Origin of the sequence: Bacillus cereus group sp. MG1, assembly GCF_040460035.1 — a bacterium.
Lineage (GTDB): Bacteria > Bacillota > Bacilli > Bacillales > Bacillaceae_G > Bacillus_A > Bacillus_A cereus.
Genome location: NZ_JARVGY010000001.1, coordinates 4,071,960 through 4,091,644, shown reverse-complemented (window position 1 = coordinate 4,091,644; position 19,685 = coordinate 4,071,960). Strand labels below are relative to the sequence as shown.

Below are 19,685 nucleotides of genomic sequence, written 5' to 3'. Positions count from 1 at the left end.
AAAATGTGAGCAGTTACGCTCACATTTGTTGTTCTTCTTCATAATCGCACGAAATACATTGTACTTGCACGCCTTTTTTCAACTTTTTCTCTACAAGCATGCCTTCGCACTTCGGACACTTACGACCAATTGGCTTATCCCAAGATACAAAGTCGCATTCCGGATACGTACCGCACCCATAGAAAAGACGTTTCTTTTTATTACTACGGCGTTCAATAATTTGACCCTTATCACACTTTGGACAAGTAACACCGATTTCTTTCACAATCGGCTTTGTATTACGACAATCTGGGAAATTCGAGCAAGCCATAAATTTCCCGTATTTACCCATTTTAAAGACCATTGGGTGATTACATAATTCACAATCTTCCCCAGCTGGTTCATCTTTAATTTCCACTTCACGCATTTCTTTTTCCGCTTTTTCTAAACGCGGTTCAAAACCTACGTAGAAATCATCAACAATTTTTACCCAATTCGCATTTCCTTCTTCTACTTCATCAAGGCTTTGCTCCATATTGGCAGTAAATTCAATGTTAATAATTTCTGGGAAAAACTCTAAAATAAGTTCAATTACTATTTCACCAAGTTCAGTCGGAACGAAGCGTTTATTATCCAAGCCTACATACCCACGCTTTTGAATCGTTTCAAGTGTAGGTACATATGTCGACGGTCTTCCAATTCCAAGTTCTTCAAGTGTTCTTACTAGGCGAGCCTCTGTATAGCGCGGAGGAGGTTGTGTAAAATGTTGCTTTGGTTCTAAATCCTTTGAAAATACAGTTTCCCCTACTTCTAAAGGCGGCAACATCTTATCCTTTTCTTCAGCACCATCATCTTTTGACTCTACATACACTTTCATAAATCCCGGGAACTTTACAACCGATCCACTTGCACGGAACTGAACATTGTTATTAATGAGTCTCGCTGTCACAGTATCCATTATAGCAGACGCCATTTGACTTGCAACAAATCGCTCCCAAATCAATTTATATAATCGAAGTTGATCACGACCTAAGAAACTTTTTAGTTCCTCTGGCTTTCTCATTACCGAAGTAGGACGAATTGCCTCATGCGCATCTTGTGCATTTGACTTTTTCGTTTCTTTCTTCTTTTCTGTTCCTATGTATTCCGTACCATACGCTTCAGTGATGTAAGTACGAGCCTCTGTTTGAGCTGTTTCTGAGATACGTGTTGAATCAGTTCTCATATACGTAATAAGACCTACAGTTCCTTGTTTTCCAAGATCTATCCCTTCATACAATTGCTGTGCAAGCATCATTGTTTTCTTTGCTCGCATGTTTAACTTACGGGCTGCTTCTTGTTGCAAGGAAGATGTTGTAAACGGTAATGCAGGGTTACGTTTTCGCTCTTTGCGCGTTACATTTTCAACTGAAAACGCATTGTCTTTCATCTGTTCAATTATTTCATTCACTTGCGTTTCATTTGTTAATTGAACTTTTTCACCATCTACACCGTAAAAGCTTGCTTCAAATGTGTCTTTTCCTTTTACAAATTCTGTTTTAATTGTCCAGAATTCTTCAGGTTCAAAGTTTTGAATTTCCCTTTCACGCTCGATGATTAAACGAACTGCTACAGATTGTACACGTCCTGCACTTAATCCTTTTTTTACTTTCTTCCATAATAAAGGACTAATATTGTAACCAACAAGACGATCAAGTATACGTCTTGCTTGTTGTGCATCCACTAAATCCATATTAATTGCACGAGGATGTTTAAATGATTCTTTGATCGCATCTTTCGTAATCTCATTAAACACAACCCGACAATCTGATTCAACGTCCACATTTAACGTATTCGCTAAATGCCAAGCAATCGCTTCCCCTTCACGGTCTGGATCGGCCGCGAGATAGACTTTCTTTGCTTTTTTGGCCGCTGATTTTAAATCTTTTAAGACGGGACCTTTACCACGAATGGTAATATACTTCGGGGTGAAGTTGTTCTTTACTTCTATCCCCATTTGACTTTTTGGCAAATCGCGAACATGTCCCATAGACGCGACAACTTTGTATTTTTTCCCTAAATATTTCTCAATGGTCTTCGCCTTAGAAGGCGACTCCACGATTACGAGGTAATCTGACATGCTAGTGCCTCCTTAAGAGGTGGATTCAAGTCTTCATTAATCTTATTGATTTCTCTTGTTTTTGTCAATCAAGAATGAATATACCATACAGTGCCAATCTACCATTTGTCAATAATTGTTTAATAAAAACATAAAAATATAAGGTTAATTTAAAATCTCTTCCAAGATATCTTCTGCATTTCTTACTAGTTTTGCTCCTTGCTGAATAAGATGATTCGTTCCCGATGCCCCCTCTATAAATATAGGTCCAGGAAGCGCAAATACCTCTCTACTTTGCTCTAACGCAAGGTCCGCAGTAATAAGTGTTCCACTTCTCGATTTCGCTTCTACAACTAAAACACCTTTACTTATACCACTAATAATCCGGTTTCTTTTTGGAAAATACCATTTTTTCGGTGCATAGTGCGGCGGATACTCTGTCAATAACAATATATATTCCTTCCACATTTCATATAAAGGTCTATTTTCTTTCGGATACATAAAAGACAATCCATGCCCTAATATCGCAATAGTCGGGCAATGATGTCTTACTGTAATCTCATGAGACATTGTATCTATCCCTTTTGCAAACCCACTGACAATAAGCCACTCTCTTTCTAATAAAGGGTGTAAAATAAACTTCAAACTCTCATGACCATATAATGATGGTTCTCTCGTTCCAACAACTGCTAATTTATTTACTTTATTCAGGAAATCTTTCTCTCCTTTTCCATATAAAACGAAGGGAGGGTCTTGTATTTCACGTAATAATTGCGGATAATTTTCATCCCATATCGTTATATAAAAAATACGATTTTTCTCTAAATAAGATATATATTGCGGAAGATTTGAACTTTGAAGAAATTTTACTAGTTCTGAAGATTTTTTCGAGGATATTCCAGTGTAGTGTTCCATTTGTTTTTCGTTAAAATTATATATGTTCTCTAATTCTGGATCGACATATAGTAGCCTCTCCATCGCTTTCCAATAATCTGCTAGCAAGTAATGAAGATGTAATAATCTCTCTCTTTTCATCTTGATTCTCCTTACCCATAATTTTTATTATGTAAACAGAAAAAGTCTAAAAAGACACCCTCAAGTAAGAAGGTGTCTTTCAACAGATTAATAGTTTTTACAAGTCTCAAATAAACCTTTTTCTTTTAAAACAGAGATTAGCGTTTCTCCCATAACTGCTGGAGTTTCAGCTACTTTAATGCCACAAGCTTCCATTGTTTTAATCTTTTCAGCAGCAGTTCCTTTACCGCCAGAAATGATTGCACCAGCATGGCCCATACGTTTGCCAGCAGGCGCTGTTTGACCACCAATGAAGCCTACAACAGGTTTTGTCATATTAGCTTTTACCCATTCAGCTGCCTCTTCTTCTGCTGTACCGCCGATTTCACCAATCATAATTACAGCATGTGTTTCTTCATCTTCATTAAATGCTTTTAAAGCATCAATAAAGTCTGTACCGTTAACAGGGTCTCCGCCGATACCTACAGCAGTAGATTGGCCAATACCTTCTTGTGTTAACTGATGTACAGCTTCATACGTTAATGTACCAGAGCGAGATACGATACCAACATGACCTTTTTTATGAATATATCCTGGCATAATACCAATCTTACATTCATCCGGTGTGATTACACCTGGGCAGTTTGGTCCAAGTAAACGTGTATGTTTACCCGCCATATATCTCTTTACGTTTACCATATCTAATACAGGAATCCCTTCAGTAATACATACTACTAAATCAATTTCTGCATCAACAGCTTCCATAATTGCATCTGCCGCAAAAGCGGGTGGAACGTATACAACTGAAGCGTTTGCGCCTGTTGCTTTCACTGCATCTTCTACTGTATCAAATACTGGTACACCTTCAATATCAGTGCCGCCCTTACCTGGTGTTACACCACCGACAATTTTCGTACCGTATTCAATCATTTGTTTTGTATGGAATAAACCTTGAGAACCTGTAATACCTTGAACAATAACTTTTGTATCTTTATTAACTAATACGCTCATTTTTCTCCCCCGCTTTCTATTAGCCCACTAGTGAAACAATTTTTTGTGCACCGTCTGCCATAGATTCTGCTGCAACAATATTTAAGCCAGACTCATTTAAAATTTTCTTACCTAGTTCTACGTTTGTACCTTCAAGACGTACAACTAAAGGTAACTCAAGACCTACTTGTTTCGTTGCTTCAATAACACCTTCTGCAATAACATCACACTTCATAATGCCACCAAAAATGTTAACAAAGATACCTTTTACATTTTTGTCAGAAAGGATAATTTTGAATGCTTCTGTAACTTTTTCTGCAGTTGCACCGCCACCAACATCTAAGAAGTTAGCTGGGTCACCGTGGTAATGTTTAATGATATCCATTGTAGCCATCGCTAAACCTGCACCATTAACCATACAACCGATATTTCCATCTAAAGGAATGTAGTTTAAGTCGTATTTTGAAGCTTCAATTTCTTTTGAATCCTCTTCATCAAGATCACGAAGCTCTAAAATGTCTTTATGGCGATATAATGCATTAGAATCAAAGTTTAATTTTGCATCTAATGCCATAACTTTACCTTCACCTGTTGTAACAAGTGGGTTAATCTCAGCAATAGAGCAATCTTTTTCGATAAACGCACGGTATAAGCCCATCATAAACTTCACAGCTTGTCCTACAAGCTCTTTTGGAATATTGATGTTAAATGCGATTCGGCGCGCTTGGAAACCTTGTAAGCCTACTGCTGGATCAATATATTCTTTAAAGATTTTTTCAGGTGTTTTTTCTGCTACTTCTTCAATTTCTGTTCCGCCTTCTTCAGACGCCATTAAAACAACTTGAGAAGTTGCACGATCTAAAACTAGACCTACATAATATTCTTTTTTAATATCGCAACCTTCTTCGATAAGTAAGCGTTTTACTTCCTTACCTTCAGGACCTGTTTGATGTGTCACAAGTGTAGTTCCTAAAATGCTTTCTGCATATGTACGAACTTCATCTAAATTTTTTGCAACTTTTACTCCGCCAGCTTTGCCGCGTCCACCAGCGTGAATTTGTGCTTTCACTACACATACATCTGTTCCTAATTCTTTCGCCGCTTCTACAGCTTCTTCTACTGTAAATGCAACCTTCCCGTTCGGAACGCTAACCCCATAGCTTCTAAGGACTGCCTTACCTTGGTACTCATGGATATTCATGGTCCCATCCTCCCCTGTTTTCCTGTTTTACTCGAAAAGTTTTTTAATGTTTAAAAAACATTACATTGCCATTGTATAAGATGATTGGCACGCTGTCTACAATAAAGTGTCAGAAAACTGAAATCGCTTTATTCTTTTTCGGAAATAGTAATGTTTATATGCCAAAATAAAAAAATAAGCTGTATATTTACAACTTATTTTTGAATCATATCTTTAATTGGCGCGAATGACTTTCGGTGTTCATCTAATACTCCATGCACTTGAATTGCCTCTAAATGTTGCTTTGTGCCATATCCCATATGTTGCTCAAATCCATATTGAGGATACTTCTCTCCCAGTTCTTTCATCATACGATCTCTCGTTACTTTTGCGATAATGGATGCGGCTGAAATCGAAACACTTTTCGCATCACCTTTAATAATTGATGTTTGCGGAATTGGTGTAGGAAGTTTCATCGCATCAATTAATAAATGTTGGGGTGTACAAGATAAATTCGCAACTGCATCTAACATCGCTTGTTTCGTTGCTTGGTAAATATTAATGTCATCAATAACTTGCGGCGATACAATTCCTACTCCAATTGCAATTGCTTGTACTTTTATTTCATCATAAAAACGCTCACGTTTCGCTTCACTCAATTTTTTCGAATCATTTAACCCTGGAATATAAAAATCCTCAGGAAGAACGACAGCTGCCGTCACAACAGGCCCAGCCAATGGCCCACGCCCTACTTCATCAATACCCGCGATATATGTGACCCCTTTTTCACGCAAAGCATTTTCATACTTGGACATCTCAAAAAACTTCTCTTTTTCTTTCTGTTCTAACTCTTTTTGTTTATACCACTTCAAAACGAGCTTTTGAACACCTTTTCGATCATCTTTCATTAACAGTTGAAAGCGATCATCTTCTTCATTCATAATTTCTTTCAATACATTTTCTGCTTCTTTTATCGTTATAGTTTGCATTGATACAAGCTCCTTTTTAAACATATCCAAAAAGAAAAGACGCACAAACGCACGTCTTATACTTCTTCTATTTTTTCCACATCTTCTACTTGCTCTGCAAACTCTTCCGGTGTTTCAAACGTCATTTTTCCAAGTTTGCCACCACGAAGCTCCCGAAGCACAAGCTCAGATGTCTTATCATAATCAATCATTCCGCCGCCCATTAAGCAGCCTCTATTTTTTCCAATTGCATCGAATAATTCCACAATATCTTCTGGAATCTCATTTAAATTATAGCGTTCTTTCAAGCGTTCTGGATAATGTTTCTCCATAAAACGTAATGCGTAAACAGCTACATCTTGTAAATTTAAAATTGAATCTTTAATTGCACCCGTTGTCGCTAAGCGAAGACCCACTAATTGATCTTCAAATTTAGGCCACAGAATACCTGGTGTATCTAACAATTCCATTTCCTTCCCAACTTTAATCCATTGTTGAGCTGTTGTCACACCTGGACGATCTCCTGTTTTAGCAATATTTTTCTTTGCCAATTTATTAATCAATGTAGATTTACCAACATTTGGTATACCTACAATTAATGCACGAATCGCTCTCGGTCTAATACCTTTTGCAACCATTTTATCAAATTTTTCTTTAACAAGCACTTTACAAGCTGCTGCAATTTCCTTCATACCTTGTCCAGCTTGCGCGTTAATTGAAATTGCCATATGGCCTTTTTCTTTAAAATATGCGATCCATTGTTTTGTTAAACGATCATCTGCCATATCCGCTTTATTTAAAACAACAAGCCTTGGCTTATGTGTAATGATTTCATCAATCATTGGGTTTCGAGATGATAATGGTAATCGAGCATCTACAAGTTCAATTACAACATCAATTAATTTTAATTTCTCCGTTACTTGGCGTCTAGCCTTCGCCATATGCCCTGGAAACCATTGAATTACCATGTTGCCACCTTCTTTTTCATTTATTTCACAATACGTGCGTCTTCTAACGGCCAATATAACATATTAGCTTTACCAATTACTTGATCCATTGAAATCGTACCGATTGAACGGCTATCTTTACTAAAACGACGATTATCACCTAAAACAAATAATTGATCTTTTGGAACGGTTTTCTTGCCTGTCATTTCTTCAAGATTAAAATCATATGTAAGCGGTCCGTCAGCAATTTGCTTTTTCTGCTTGTCTAAATACGGCTCCTCATAAGCCTTTCCGTTAATATACAGTTTATCATTACGATACTCTATTTCATCGCCTGGCAGGCCTATAATGCGCTTAATGTAATCTTTATCTTCTGTTGCTCGAAATACGATAATATCAAAGCGTTTTGGATCTCCAATGTGATAACCAATTTTATTCACAATCATTCGATCACGATCATGTAAAGTAGGTGCCATCGATACCCCGTCTACGAGAATTGGCGCAAAGAAAAACTGTCTAATAACACCAGCTAATACAACAGCAATCAAAATTGCTTTAATCCATTCCCAAAGTGAACTCTTCTCTTTTTTCATGCATTTCCCCTCCACGGTTATGTAAACTGCTCGTATTATACCAAAATTTCATATAGATTGGAAAAAGGGAGCTTGTGCATTTACAAGCTCCCATACATGTCTTATCGAATTTCTTTAATACGTGCTTTTTTACCGCGAAGGTTACGTAAGTAGTATAACTTAGCACGACGTACTTTACCACGGCGAAGTACTTCGATTTTCGCGATTCTTGGCGTGTGAACTGGGAATGTACGCTCAACACCTACACCGTAAGAAATCTTACGAACTGTGAATGTTTCACTGATTCCGCCACCACGACGTTTAATTACAACACCTTCGAAAAGCTGAATTCTTTCACGAGTTCCCTCAACAACTTTTACGTGTACACGTAAAGTGTCACCAGGACGGAATGAAGGAAGGTCAGTTTTTAATTGGCCTTTTGTAATTTCTGCGATTAATTGTTGCATATTAAATTCTCTCCTTTAAACAGATGCTCTTATAAAGTCTTAATAAATTACAGCGGAACATCGTTAATACGGCTACTGATTTCAGTAGCACAAATGTTATAATAGCATATTACTAGGCCTGTTGCAATAGCAAATATATGAAGTTATTACTGCTCTCGCTTTATTTCCTCAAGCCATTTTTTCTCTTGTTTAGATAGCTCTCTCTCATCTAATAAATCAGGTCTACGCGTATACGTTCGGCGCAAAGATTCCTTATGTCGCCATTCATCAATGTTTTTATGATTCCCTGACATTAATACATCCGGTACCTTCATACCACGAAAATCAGCTGGACGTGTATAATGAGGATGCTCTAATAAACCTGTACTAAACGAATCCTCTACTTGTGAAGCATGATTTCCTAGCACACCTGGCAAGAGACGTACCACACTATCAGTAATAACCATAGAGGCTAATTCTCCGCCCGTTAATACATAGTCACCAATAGAAATCTCATCCGTTACGAGATGCTCACGAATTCGTTCGTCATATCCTTCATAATGCCCACATACGAAGATTAAATGTTCTTCCCCTGCAAGCTCTTCCGCTTTCTTCTGCGTAAATCTTTCGCCCTGCGGACACATTAAGACAACTCTCGGCTTACGCTCTGTCTCTTTCGTCAAATCCTCTACAGCATCAAAAATAGGCTGAGGAGTAAGCACCATACCAGCTCCTCCGCCGTAAGGATAATCGTCTACGCTATTATGCTTACTTGTTGTATAATCACGAAAGTTAACAACACGAAGGTTTACCGCTTCTTTTTCTTGCGCCTTCTTTAATATAGAAGATCCAAATACACCGGTAAACATGTCTGGGAACAACGTTAAAATATCAATTTTCATTATAGCAGCCCTTCCATTACATGAATGGTTACTAATTTATTTTCAATATTAACTTGAAGTACAACATCATCGATATAAGGAATTAAGAGATCTTGACCCTTCGGGCGTTTAATTACCCAAACATCATTTGCACCAGGAGATAGAATCTCTTTGATTGTCCCTAGCGCTTCTCCTTCTTCCGTTACAACACTGCAACCAATAATTTCATGATAGTAGTATTCACCTTCAGCAAGTTCGCCTAACTGCTCTTCTGGTACTTTTATTAAAGAACCTTTAAACTTCTCTACTTCATCTACATTGTTATATCCTTCAAATGTTAATAAATCGAATGTCTTATGTTGGCGATGAGAAGTTACCTTCACCGGAAGATAGTCTGTGCCTTTCTCATTCGATATGTATAGCGTGTTTCCTACTTTATATCGCTCTTCTGGAAAATCAGTACGAGAAATAACACGGATTTCTCCTCTTACGCCATGAGTATTTACAATTTTCCCTACGTTAAACCATTTTGTCATAAATAGTATGTCACCCCTGGTTTCTATATAAATTAAGCATCTCCATTTCGCAGATGGAACATGCAATCTCTATTTAAATGTTAAAAAAGGGAGAGGAATAACTCCTCGCCCTTTTTACGTTTATTGAATTTCCAGTGTTACTTTTTCATCATTATGATGTCCCACTGAATACAAGAGCATTCGAATCGCTTTCGCAACTCTCCCTTGCTTTCCAATGACTTTTCCAACATCCTCAGGATGTACAGTTAATCGATACTTTATCTCTCCGTTGCAAAGTTCCTGTGTAACTTTTACATCTTCAGGATAATCGACAAGAGGCTTGACAATCGTCTCGACTAACTTCTTCATAGTCATTGCCTCAATTACTTACCTTGTTTAGATAAGTGGAATTTCTCCATGATACCTTGGTTAGAGAATAAGTTACGAACTGTATCAGATGGTTTAGCACCATTTCCTAACCATTTTAATGCTGCTTCTTCGTTGATCTTAACTTCAGCTGGTTGAGCAACTGGATTGTAAGTTCCGATTTCCTCAATGAAACGTCCGTCACGAGGAGAACGAGAATCTGCAACAACTACACGATAGAAAGGAGTTTTTTTAGCTCCCATACGTTTTAAACGAATTTTAACTGCCATTTATAAAGCACCTCCGAATTTATTTCACACAGATAATTATATTAGCAAAAAGACTATTGCTTTGTAAAGTATTTTTTCTTAACAGAGCCATCTTTTTTTCCTTACATGAATGGAAACTTCAATCCACCTAGTCCTTTTTTCTTACCTTTTTGCATTCCCGTCATCGTCTTCATCATTTTTTTCATGTCATCGAATTGCTTAATTAGACGATTGATTTCTTGTACAGTTGTACCGCTACCTTTGGCAATGCGCTTTTTGCGACTAGCATTGATTATTTCCGGTTGTTCTCGTTCTAATTTAGTCATAGAACGAATAATTGCCTCAATATGCCCAATTTGTTTTTCATCAACTTGCGCATTTTTCAGCCCTTTAATTTTATTTGCACCAGGAAGCATTCCTAACAATTCATCAAGCGGCCCAAGTTGGCGCACTTGTCCAAGTTGTTCTAGGAAATCGTCAAGCGTAAACGAAAGCGTACGCATTTTTTGCTCAAGTTCTTTTGCTTTCTCTTCATCAACTGTAGCTTGCGCTTTTTCAATTAACGTTAAGACATCGCCCATCCCTAAAATACGGGATGCCATACGCTCTGGATGGAACGCTTCAATTGCATCTAGTTTTTCACCCATACCAGCAAATTTAATCGGCGTGTTTGTTACAGCCTTAATAGATAATGCAGCACCACCGCGCGTATCACCATCTAATTTCGTTAATACAACACCTGTTAAACCTAACTGTTCATGGAAACTTTGTGCAACATTTACCGCGTCTTGCCCCGTCATCGCATCGACAACAAGGAAAATTTCATCCGGTTTCGCAACTTCTTTCACTTTCGCTAATTCATCCATTAATTCTTCATCAATATGCAGGCGACCCGCTGTATCGATTAAAACATAATCGTGATGATCTTCTTTTGCTTTTGCAATCGCTTGTTTCGCAATTTCAACAGGACTTACTTGATCTCCTAAAGAAAATACAGGCATGTCCAATTGCTTCCCTAATGTTTCAAGCTGTTTAATCGCTGCTGGACGGTAAATATCCGCTGCAACAAGCATCGGTTTACGATTATGCTTTTTACGAAGCAAATTCGCAAGCTTACCTGTCGTCGTTGTTTTACCCGCACCTTGCAGACCAACCATCATAATAACAGTCGGTGGCTTATTAGCAACAGCAATTTTGCTTTGCTCTCCGCCCATAAGTTCTGTAAGTTCTTCCTGTACAACTTTAATTACTTGTTGTCCAGGTGTCAAACTTTTCATTACATCTTGTCCGACAGCACGTTCAGACACACGCTTCACAAAATCTTTTACTACTTTAAAGTTAACATCCGCTTCTAAAAGAGCTAGACGAACTTCTCTCATCATTTCTTTCACATCGGCTTCAGAAACTTTTCCTTTGCCGCGGATTTTTTGCATTGTCTGTTGAAGTCGGTCGGCTAATCCTTCAAATGCCATATTGCCGCCCTCCTAATCTAATTTTTCGATAGCTTCAACAACTTGTTTCATTTCTTCATTCACATGCTCTTCTTCGCTGATTAGCTGTTTTAGCTTTGCAACAAGTCGCTGTCGCTCTTGAAACTTTTGAAGTAATACTAATTTTTCTTCATATTCTTCAAGCATCGCTTCAGTCCGTTTAATGTTATCATACACGGCTTGGCGACTTACATCAAATTCTTCCGCAATTTCACCAAGAGATAAATCATCTAGATAATAAAGCGACATATAACTTCTTTGTTTTTGCGTTAACAACGATTGATAAAAATCAAATAAATAGTTCATTCTCGTTGTTTTTTCGAGCATGTTGGATCATCCTTTGTTAAGTGATTTCCCTTTACATGAATTAGTTTACATGTAGTCCAAAAGAGTGTCAAGTTTTTTTCTTAACATCATATATTTTTTATAGAAAAAGAAGCGGAAATACCGCTTCTTTCGCTTATACTTCTTCTGTTTCTACTAAGTTCGCAAATAAACCATACACATATTGTTCTGGATCAAACTGCTGCAAGTCATCCATTTGCTCTCCTAATCCAACAAACTTCACCGGTACATCCATTTCGTTACGAATCGCTAATACAATACCACCTTTAGCAGTTCCATCTAACTTCGTTAAAACAATACCAGTTACATTCGTTGCTTCACGGAATGTTTTCGCTTGGCTTAAACCGTTTTGTCCTGTTGTTGCATCAATAACAAGCAATACTTCATGAGGAGCACCTGGTACTTCACGCTCAATTACACGCTTCACCTTCTCTAACTCTTTCATTAAGTTCACTTTATTTTGCAAGCGTCCTGCTGTGTCACATAGTAATACATCTACCTTACGTGCTTTCGCTGCTTGTACAGCGTCATACATAACCGCCGCTGGATCAGATCCAGATCCTTGTTTAATCACTTCTACACCAACGCGATCGCCCCATACTTCTAATTGTTCAATCGCTCCAGCACGGAATGTGTCTCCTGCCGCCAATAGGACTGACTTACCTTCTGATTTAAACTTATGCGCCAGTTTACCAATTGTCGTCGTTTTTCCTACACCATTAACACCAACAAATAAAACGACCGTTAATTGGTCCTCTTGCATATTAATTTCGTTACTAAAATCGCTGTCACCTTTGTAAATTCCTACTAGTTTTTCTGAAATAACAGCTTGTACTTCTTTTGGATCTTGAATGTTACGACGTTGTACTTCTTCTTTCAATTGGTCAATTAATTCCATTACCGTCGCAACGCCAACGTCTGCACCGATTAAAATTTCTTCTAACTCTTCGAAGAAATCTTCGTCCACTTTACGGTAACGATACACTAAATCATTCACTTTATCCGCAAATGAATTTCTCGTTTTTTCTAATCCTTGTTTAAATTTCTCTGTAACTGTATCCGTTTGTTTTGAAATTTTTTCTTTTAGTTTTTTAAAAAAACTCATACTTTCCCATCCTTCCTATTCACTTGCAATAAGTTCTTCTCCGGCGTCTAAACGAACCGAAACAAGTTTAGATACCCCCGATTCTTGCATTGTTACACCGTACAACACATCAGACTCTTCCATTGTACCTTTTCTATGTGTAATTACAATAAACTGCGTCTCATCACTGAATTTCTTTAAATACTGTGCAAAACGAGCTACATTCGCCTCATCAAGGGCTGCCTCTACCTCATCTAGTACACAGAACGGTACTGGGCGTACTTTTAAAATACCAAATAAAAGCGCAATTGCTGTTAAAGCACGCTCTCCACCTGAAAGTAAACCTAAGTTCTGCAGTTTCTTCCCTGGCGGTTGTGCTACAATATCAATACCCGTATTTAGTAAATCCTCTGGATTAGTCATTACTAAATCCGCTCTACCGCCTCCAAATAATTCAGAGAATACCGATTGAAACTCCATTCTAATGCCTTCAAACGTAGTAGAAAAGCGTTTTTTCATTTCTTCATCCATTTCGGTAATAAGCTGGTGCAATGTCGCTTTCGCTTCTTCTAAGTCGTCTCTCTGCTCTAGTAAGAATGTATGACGCTCCGCTACACGTTCATATTCATCAATTGCCCCTAGGTTCACTGTACCTAACTCTTCTATGGATAATTTGATTAATTTTACTTTCTTACGCGCATCTTCTGCAGGCATTGTCATTGTATATTTTAGTTTTGCCGCTTCAAATGAAATCGTATATGTTTCACGTAAATGTTGTAATCTATTTTCCAACTCTACATCCAGTCGATTTATTCTCACTTCTTGATCTTTCAACATTTCAAGAACATATTTATGTTTACCTGTCGTTTCTTTCAAATTGCGCTCTAAATGTTCTACTCTCTCTTGCAACGATACACGTTGTTCACGACGAGAGCGAATTAATTCTGAAGTTTGATTACGATCATATGCTTTCTTCTCAATCATATTCGTAATTTGCTCTTCACCACTTGAATTAGATGTCATTTCTTGTTTTAAGAACGCTAAATCCTCTTTCGTTTTTACAAGTGTCGCATCCGTTTCTTCTTTTTCCTTCGTCAATCGTTCAACTTTTTCTTTTTGATTAGATAAGCGTTGTTGCTTTTCAGCTGCCAGCACTTTTAACTCAGTCATTTCTTTTTGAACTTTTTCTTTCGAAGAATGTTGCTCACTTTTTTGTTTTGTTAAAGCTACAATTTTACTATCTAACTTAGTGATTTCAGCTTGAAGATTCGTTAAAACCCCTTCTAACTCCTCTTTACGCCCTTGCATTTTTACTCGATCTTGTAAAAACCCTTCAATCTCTAAATCATAAATAGACAACCGATCATTAATACGATGTTCTTCTAATTCTAAACGATTAATCTCTTCTCTTAATTTCTGCTCATCTACACGATCTGCTTCTACAGTTTGCCTTAGTTCGCGTATTTTCACTTCTTTTTCTTGAATCTCTTGTTTTACTGCTTTAACAAAGTTTTCTAACTTCGTTGTTTTTTCTTCCATATCAGTTAACTTGCGAGTCCACTCTTCCAGTTCACGTTGGCGTCCTAATAAAGAAGATTTCGCTTGCTTTACCGCCCCACCAGTCATAGAACCGCCAGGATTCACTACGTCGCCTTCGATTGTTACAATGCGATAACGGTATTGCAGTTGTTTCGCCAACTCATTTGCTCCACGTAAATCTTTCGCAACAATAACAGTACCTAATAAATTTGAAACTACATTTTCATATTTATTGTTGTACTGCACAAGTTCTGCCGCCACACCTACAAACGATGGGTGTTGATTTGCAATGCGTAATTGCTCAAATGATAACGATCTGCTTTTAATAACAGCTTGCGGTAAAAACGTTGCACGTCCATGTTTATTTTGCTTTAGAAATGCAATCGCATTACGAGCATGTTCCTCTGTTTGTACAACAATATGCTGCATCGCTGCACCTAGAGCGATTTCCATTGCAACTTCGTATTCTTTCGGTACCGTTAACAGTTCCGCAACAGCACCCTCGATACCTTGCAACCTATTTTCTCTAGCTTTCAATACTTCACGTACACCTTGATAGAATCCAGAATAATCTTCTTGCATCTCTTCAAGCATTTCTTTTCGAGAACGTGCCTGTTGCACAAATTGATATGCTTGATACAGTTTTGTTTCATTTTCACTATACTGCGTCTTACATTTCCCAAGCGCCGCCTCTGTCTTCTGTATATTTGAGAGAATGCCAGCTACTTTTTCTTTCGCTTGTTCGTAACTTTCTACAAGTTTCGTCTTTTTCGCTGTAATTTCCATACGCATTTCTACATATTTCGCATTCTCTTCATCTAGACGCTCGTTTTTAGACGTTTGCTGTTTCGATTGTTCTTCAATCATAGATAATTCATTACGATGACTAGCTTGTTGATTTAAAAGCTCAATATAGTCACCTTTTAAATTCTCAATCTGTTCCTCTAAATTGTCAGCAAAAGTAGCAAGCAGTTGCTCATTATCATGCAATTTTTGCTCCAACTCTTTTACTTCATTCACAAATTGCATTAAAGATTCTGTACTTGACTCAATCTCACCATCGTAACTTTTAGCTTTCTCAGTTAATTCAACAATTAACTGCTCAAGTTGCGCACAATGCGTCGTAGCATTTTGCTTTCTTTCTTTTAACAACTCACGCTGCCCTTCTAGTTTTTCTAGCTCTTTACTAGAAAGAAGAAGTACTTCTTGCAACGAGTCTACAGACTCGTCTACCGCTTGTAATTGTCCTCGTAATTCCTCAAGCTCTTCTTCACTTTTTTGTAAATTCGTTGACATTTTAGCTTCTTCGTTTTTATTATGCCCAAACTGATTTCGAAGCGCTTCCCATTTCTCATGCAATTCTTCAATTTCATGAACAATAAGCGCAGCTTCTACTTTCTCTAATTCTTCTTTATTCTCAAGATAATCTTTCGCAATAGAAGCTTGTCTTTCTAAAGGTTCTACTTGACTACTTAATTCATGAATTATATCTTGTACACGATTTAAGTTTTCTTGTGTTTCTGCTAGTTTCCCTTCAGCTTTCTTTTTGCGAAGTTTGTATTTTAGTACGCCTGCCGCTTCTTCAAATACACCTCGACGCTCTTCTGACTTACTACTTAAAATCTCTTCCACTTTCCCCTGGCTAATAATTGAAAAAGCTTCTCTTCCCATACCAGAGTCCATAAATAAATCGATAATATCTTTCAATCTACATGATTGTTTATTAATATAAAAATCACTATCACCTGAACGAGATACACGACGTGTTACACACACCTCATTGTATTCAATTGGTAAACGTTGATCTTCATTATTTAAAGTTATTGTTACTTCAGCAACATTAACCGCTCTCCTCGTATCACTGCCTGCAAAAATAATATCCTCCATCTTTGCACCACGTAATGATTTTGCAGATTGTTCACCAAGTACCCAGCGAATTGCATCAGTAATATTACTTTTCCCGCTTCCATTAGGTCCTACTACAGAAGTTACACCTGGGACAAAATCAACAGATACACGCTCAGCAAAAGACTTAAACCCTGCTATTTCTAATCTTTTTAAAAACACGAAAGGCCTTCCTCCTATTCTCCGCCGTTATAAATGTTCTCTATATAAAAACAAGTATTATACGGATTTACCTTCTTTTTCTTTATAAACAAAAAGAAAGTTTCATTCTATGCATAAGGAATCCCCCTCATTCAAAGGGGGATTCCTTATAGTTGTTCTTTTAATTTTTTCAATGCTTCTGCAGCAGCTTGTTGCTCTGCTTCTTTTTTCGACTTACCACTACCAAGACCTAAAGCTACGTTATTTAACGTAACACGTGACACAAATTCTCGATTGTGAGCTGGTCCTTTTTCTTGCAAAATTTGATACTCAACATTGCCACTGCCATCACGCTGAATCAATTCTTGCAACTGACTCTTATAATCCATCACATGAGAAAAAGCACCCTCATTAATTTTCGGATATACAATTTCTTTTAAGAATTCCCAAACTGTTTCTAGCCCTTGATCAAGATAAAGGGCACCAATAAACGCTTCAAAGACATCCGCTAATAAAGCTGGTCGTTCACGTCCACCTGTCATTTCTTCACCTTTTCCTAATAAAACAAGGCTGCCAAATGACAATTCGTTCGCAAAACGAACAAGAGATGGCTCACATACAATAGCTGCACGTAGTTTTGTTAACTCTCCTTCGCTCATTGTCGGATATTTTTGAAACAGATACTGTGATACAGTCAGTTCCAATACTGCATCTCCAAGAAATTCAAGACGCTCATTATCTTCATGCGGTTTTTTTCGATGCTCATTCACATACGATGAATGCGTAAATGCTTGAATCAATAATTTTTCATCTGTAAACGTAATACCTATCTTTTCTTGAAACACTTTAAATGCTTCACGATATTTTGTTTCGTATTTTTTTTCTCTATATTTTCGGTACGGCATAGGTCCCTCCAGATATAAGCCAGAAAGCCCCGCTAAAAAACGGGACTTCACTTAAGCATTATAGATGACTCTCTATGTAAGTCACAGCATCGCCAACAGTAGCAATCTTTTCAGCATCTTCATCAGAAATTTCCATTTCGAATTCATCTTCTAATTGCATTACAAGTTCTACTACATCTAGGGAGTCTGCTCCTAAATCTTCCTTGAAGCTTGCAGCTGGTACTACCTCAGTCTCTTCTACTCCTAAACGATCAACGATGATTTTTGTTACGCGCTCTAAAACATCTGCCATTCCATTCACCTCCCCTCAAATATTATATTAAATATTGACCAAAAAAACTAGGTGAAATCGATTCTTTTATTACATTACCATACCGCCATCAACATTTAACGTTTGACCTGTAACATATTTGCTTTGATCAGAAGCAAAAAACGTTACAGCATTCGCGATATCTTTCGCTTCACCAAATTGAGCAGCTGGAATAACTTTTAACATTTCAGCTTTAATATTCTCATCTAGTACATCCGTCATATCAGTCGCAATAAAGCCCGGCGCAATTGCATTCACAGTAATATTTCGACTTGCTAACTCTTTTGCAGATGTTTTTGTTAATCCAATAACACCCGCTTTAGCAGCAACATAATTAGCTTGCCCTGGGTTTCCTATAACACCCACAACAGAAGCGATATTTATAATTCTACCGTGACGTTGACGCATCATATAACGAGATACTGCTTTTGTACATAAGAATACACCTTTTAAGTTTGTATTAATAACTGTATCCCATTCTTCTTCTTTCATACGCATTAATAAATTATCTTTTGTTACACCAGCATTATTTACAAGAATATCAACTTGTCCAAATGTATCTACTGTTTGTTTCACCATATTTGTAACATCATCAGCATTTGCAACATCTGCTTTTACCGCAATTGCATCAGAACCTAATTTCTTAATTTCATCTACTACTTCATTTGCTTTTTGTTCATTACCTGCATAATTTACTACTACATTTGCCCCTTGTTTCGCTAAATCGATCGCAATCGCGCGACCAATTCCACGTGAAGCGCCAGTTACTAATGCTACCTTCCCTTTTAACATCAGTTTTCTCCTCTCAAATTTGAAATGGTATCTTTTAATGTCTCTTCATCATATATCGCATATGCTTTCGCTGATGAATCAATTGACTTCATAAGTCCAGCAAGTACTTTTCCAGGCCCAATTTCAATAAATGTATCTACTCCCTGCTTCACCATACATTCAATAGACGGGTACCATAATACAGGCGAATAAAGCTGTTCGATTAACTTTTCTTGAATGTCGGCACCACGTGTAATAACATCCGCCGTAACATTTGCAATAACAGGAATGTTCGTATCATGAATTGTAATTTCATTCAAAACACTTTGAAACTTCTCAGCTGCCGGCTTCATAAGTGAAGAATGGAATGGCCCACTTACTTTTAGTGGAATTGCTCTCTTTGCACCATTTTCTTTCGCTCTTTGAGAAGCAACCTCTACGCCTTGCTTCGTTCCAGAAATTACAATTTGCTTCGTACTATTCATATTAGCGATTTGCACTGCATATCCTTCACTTGTTACTTCTTCTGTAACTTGTTTCAGCATATGTGGGTCAGCACCTAATATAGCTGCCATTGCACCTTCCCTGCCCGGAACAGCTTCTTCCATATATTCCCCGCGTTTCCTTACAGCATATACCGCATCTTCAAAAGTTAATGCACCAGCTGCTACAAGAGCGCTATATTCACCTAAACTATGACCAGCGACAAAGTCAGGTGTAATGTCATACTCTTTCAAAGCTGTCAAAATAGCAAAACTCGTTGTTAATAATGCAGGCTGCGCATTTGTTGTTAATGTAAGCTTTTCCTGCGGTCCTTCAAAAATCACTTCTGAAAGTGAATCTTGCAACACCTCATCTGCTTTTGCAAACACTTTTGCAACCTCTTTATTATTCTCTGCTAATTGTTTACCCATTCCAACTGCCTGTGAACCTTGGCCCGGAAAAAGAAATGCTATTTTTCCCATTTCAA

At 37.6% G+C, this 19,685-nt stretch carries 20 protein-coding genes; all 20 read right to left on the bottom strand.

Features of this window, described 5'->3' with window-relative positions; genetic code table 11:
* Positions 1-19: 19 nt before the first annotated feature.
* The 20 genes from topA to fabD all read right to left on the bottom strand — a co-directional run bounded on the left by topA (position 20) and on the right by fabD (position 19,680).
* Positions 20-2,098, bottom strand: coding sequence for a type I DNA topoisomerase (gene topA / locus QCI79_RS21640; RefSeq protein ID WP_001286963.1), 2,079 nt, complete (start codon positions 2,096-2,098; stop codon positions 20-22).
* A 144-nt stretch (positions 2,099-2,242) separates the two neighbouring features.
* The gene (gene dprA, locus QCI79_RS21635) at positions 2,243-3,112 is read right to left on the bottom strand and encodes a DNA-processing protein DprA (protein ID WP_000818039.1); all 870 of its coding nucleotides are present in this window, start codon (positions 3,110-3,112) and stop codon (positions 2,243-2,245) included.
* A gap of 87 nt (positions 3,113-3,199) precedes the next feature.
* On the bottom strand, positions 3,200-4,102 hold the full coding sequence (sucD, locus tag QCI79_RS21630; protein ID WP_000115178.1) for a succinate--CoA ligase subunit alpha: 903 nt from the start codon (positions 4,100-4,102) through the stop codon (positions 3,200-3,202).
* A gap of 19 nt (positions 4,103-4,121) precedes the next feature.
* A complete protein-coding gene (gene sucC / locus QCI79_RS21625) occupies positions 4,122-5,282 on the bottom strand; it encodes an ADP-forming succinate--CoA ligase subunit beta (RefSeq protein ID WP_001020791.1) in 1,161 nt (386 codons plus the stop codon).
* 194 nt (positions 5,283-5,476) lie between these two features.
* On the bottom strand, positions 5,477-6,250 hold the full coding sequence (locus QCI79_RS21620; protein ID WP_001193513.1) for a ribonuclease HII: 774 nt from the start codon (positions 6,248-6,250) through the stop codon (positions 5,477-5,479).
* Between the two features lie 56 nt (positions 6,251-6,306).
* Positions 6,307-7,197 carry a ribosome biogenesis GTPase YlqF gene (ylqF, locus tag QCI79_RS21615; RefSeq protein WP_000236702.1) on the bottom strand — a complete coding sequence of 297 codons (891 nt, stop codon included), beginning with the start codon at positions 7,195-7,197 and terminating at the stop codon, positions 6,307-6,309.
* Positions 7,198-7,217: 20 nt separating this feature from the next.
* The gene (gene lepB / locus QCI79_RS21610; RefSeq protein ID WP_000711851.1) at positions 7,218-7,769 is read right to left on the bottom strand and encodes a signal peptidase I; all 552 of its coding nucleotides are present in this window, start codon (positions 7,767-7,769) and stop codon (positions 7,218-7,220) included.
* A 101-nt stretch (positions 7,770-7,870) separates the two neighbouring features.
* The gene (gene rplS / locus QCI79_RS21605) at positions 7,871-8,215 is read right to left on the bottom strand and encodes a 50S ribosomal protein L19 (protein ID WP_001186516.1); all 345 of its coding nucleotides are present in this window, start codon (positions 8,213-8,215) and stop codon (positions 7,871-7,873) included.
* Between the two features lie 146 nt (positions 8,216-8,361).
* Positions 8,362-9,096, bottom strand: coding sequence for a tRNA (guanosine(37)-N1)-methyltransferase TrmD (gene trmD, locus QCI79_RS21600; protein ID WP_000686903.1), 735 nt, complete (start codon positions 9,094-9,096; stop codon positions 8,362-8,364).
* Positions 9,096-9,611 carry a ribosome maturation factor RimM gene (gene rimM, locus QCI79_RS21595; RefSeq protein WP_000170278.1) on the bottom strand — a complete coding sequence of 172 codons (516 nt, stop codon included), beginning with the start codon at positions 9,609-9,611 and terminating at the stop codon, positions 9,096-9,098. Before rimM ends, trmD begins: the two co-directional genes overlap by 1 nt.
* 120 nt (positions 9,612-9,731) lie before the next feature.
* The gene (locus tag QCI79_RS21590; RefSeq protein ID WP_000737401.1) at positions 9,732-9,959 is read right to left on the bottom strand and encodes a KH domain-containing protein; all 228 of its coding nucleotides are present in this window, start codon (positions 9,957-9,959) and stop codon (positions 9,732-9,734) included.
* Between the two features lie 14 nt (positions 9,960-9,973).
* A complete protein-coding gene (gene rpsP / locus QCI79_RS21585) occupies positions 9,974-10,246 on the bottom strand; it encodes a 30S ribosomal protein S16 (protein ID WP_000268750.1) in 273 nt (90 codons plus the stop codon).
* Between the two features lie 101 nt (positions 10,247-10,347).
* A complete protein-coding gene (gene ffh / locus QCI79_RS21580) occupies positions 10,348-11,697 on the bottom strand; it encodes a signal recognition particle protein (RefSeq protein WP_000863460.1) in 1,350 nt (449 codons plus the stop codon).
* Positions 11,698-11,709: 12 nt separating this feature from the next.
* Positions 11,710-12,042 (bottom strand): putative DNA-binding protein, encoded by a 333-nt coding sequence (locus tag QCI79_RS21575; RefSeq protein ID WP_000891062.1) that lies wholly within the window; start codon positions 12,040-12,042, stop codon positions 11,710-11,712.
* Positions 12,043-12,175: 133 nt separating this feature from the next.
* Positions 12,176-13,165 (bottom strand): signal recognition particle-docking protein FtsY, encoded by a 990-nt coding sequence (gene ftsY / locus QCI79_RS21570; RefSeq protein WP_000007655.1) that lies wholly within the window; start codon positions 13,163-13,165, stop codon positions 12,176-12,178.
* 15 nt (positions 13,166-13,180) lie between these two features.
* Positions 13,181-16,750, bottom strand: coding sequence for a chromosome segregation protein SMC (gene smc, locus QCI79_RS21565; protein ID WP_000478977.1), 3,570 nt, complete (start codon positions 16,748-16,750; stop codon positions 13,181-13,183).
* A 146-nt stretch (positions 16,751-16,896) separates the two neighbouring features.
* Complete coding sequence (gene rncS / locus QCI79_RS21560; RefSeq protein ID WP_001146875.1) at positions 16,897-17,634, bottom strand: ribonuclease III; 738 nt, start codon at positions 17,632-17,634, stop codon at positions 16,897-16,899.
* A gap of 58 nt (positions 17,635-17,692) precedes the next feature.
* Entirely contained in the window at positions 17,693-17,926 is a 234-nt protein-coding gene (acpP, locus tag QCI79_RS21555) for an acyl carrier protein (protein WP_000786062.1), read from the bottom strand.
* A gap of 69 nt (positions 17,927-17,995) precedes the next feature.
* Positions 17,996-18,736 carry a 3-oxoacyl-[acyl-carrier-protein] reductase gene (gene fabG, locus QCI79_RS21550; protein WP_000911768.1) on the bottom strand — a complete coding sequence of 247 codons (741 nt, stop codon included), beginning with the start codon at positions 18,734-18,736 and terminating at the stop codon, positions 17,996-17,998.
* Positions 18,736-19,680: an ACP S-malonyltransferase gene (fabD, locus tag QCI79_RS21545; RefSeq protein ID WP_000515905.1), complete on the bottom strand. Its 945-nt coding sequence runs from the start codon at positions 19,678-19,680 to the stop codon at positions 18,736-18,738. The genes fabG and fabD overlap by 1 nt, the downstream gene beginning before the upstream one ends.
* Positions 19,681-19,685: the final 5 nt, after the last annotated feature.

What these genes read in the sequence shown, in the direction of transcription:
- topA (WP_001286963.1), bottom strand. Translation starts at nt 2,098, where the DNA reads ATGTCAGATTACCTCGTAATCGTGGAGTCGCCTTCTAAGGCGAAGACC.
- dprA (WP_000818039.1), bottom strand. Translation starts at nt 3,112, where the DNA reads ATGAAAAGAGAGAGATTATTACATCTTCATTACTTGCTAGCAGATTAT.
- sucD (WP_000115178.1), bottom strand. Translation starts at nt 4,102, where the DNA reads ATGAGCGTATTAGTTAATAAAGATACAAAAGTTATTGTTCAAGGTATT.
- sucC (WP_001020791.1), bottom strand. Translation starts at nt 5,282, where the DNA reads ATGAATATCCATGAGTACCAAGGTAAGGCAGTCCTTAGAAGCTATGGG.
- QCI79_RS21620 (WP_001193513.1), bottom strand. Translation starts at nt 6,250, where the DNA reads ATGCAAACTATAACGATAAAAGAAGCAGAAAATGTATTGAAAGAAATT.
- ylqF (WP_000236702.1), bottom strand. Translation starts at nt 7,197, where the DNA reads ATGGTAATTCAATGGTTTCCAGGGCATATGGCGAAGGCTAGACGCCAA.
- lepB (WP_000711851.1), bottom strand. Translation starts at nt 7,769, where the DNA reads ATGAAAAAAGAGAAGAGTTCACTTTGGGAATGGATTAAAGCAATTTTG.
- rplS (WP_001186516.1), bottom strand. Translation starts at nt 8,215, where the DNA reads ATGCAACAATTAATCGCAGAAATTACAAAAGGCCAATTAAAAACTGAC.
- trmD (WP_000686903.1), bottom strand. Translation starts at nt 9,096, where the DNA reads ATGAAAATTGATATTTTAACGTTGTTCCCAGACATGTTTACCGGTGTA.
- rimM (WP_000170278.1), bottom strand. Translation starts at nt 9,611, where the DNA reads ATGACAAAATGGTTTAACGTAGGGAAAATTGTAAATACTCATGGCGTA.
- QCI79_RS21590 (WP_000737401.1), bottom strand. Translation starts at nt 9,959, where the DNA reads ATGAAGAAGTTAGTCGAGACGATTGTCAAGCCTCTTGTCGATTATCCT.
- rpsP (WP_000268750.1), bottom strand. Translation starts at nt 10,246, where the DNA reads ATGGCAGTTAAAATTCGTTTAAAACGTATGGGAGCTAAAAAAACTCCT.
- ffh (WP_000863460.1), bottom strand. Translation starts at nt 11,697, where the DNA reads ATGGCATTTGAAGGATTAGCCGACCGACTTCAACAGACAATGCAAAAA.
- QCI79_RS21575 (WP_000891062.1), bottom strand. Translation starts at nt 12,042, where the DNA reads ATGCTCGAAAAAACAACGAGAATGAACTATTTATTTGATTTTTATCAA.
- ftsY (WP_000007655.1), bottom strand. Translation starts at nt 13,165, where the DNA reads ATGAGTTTTTTTAAAAAACTAAAAGAAAAAATTTCAAAACAAACGGAT.
- rncS (WP_001146875.1), bottom strand. Translation starts at nt 17,634, where the DNA reads ATGCCGTACCGAAAATATAGAGAAAAAAAATACGAAACAAAATATCGT.
- acpP (WP_000786062.1), bottom strand. Translation starts at nt 17,926, where the DNA reads ATGGCAGATGTTTTAGAGCGCGTAACAAAAATCATCGTTGATCGTTTA.
- fabG (WP_000911768.1), bottom strand. Translation starts at nt 18,736, where the DNA reads ATGTTAAAAGGGAAGGTAGCATTAGTAACTGGCGCTTCACGTGGAATT.
- fabD (WP_000515905.1), bottom strand. Translation starts at nt 19,680, where the DNA reads ATGGGAAAAATAGCATTTCTTTTTCCGGGCCAAGGTTCACAGGCAGTT.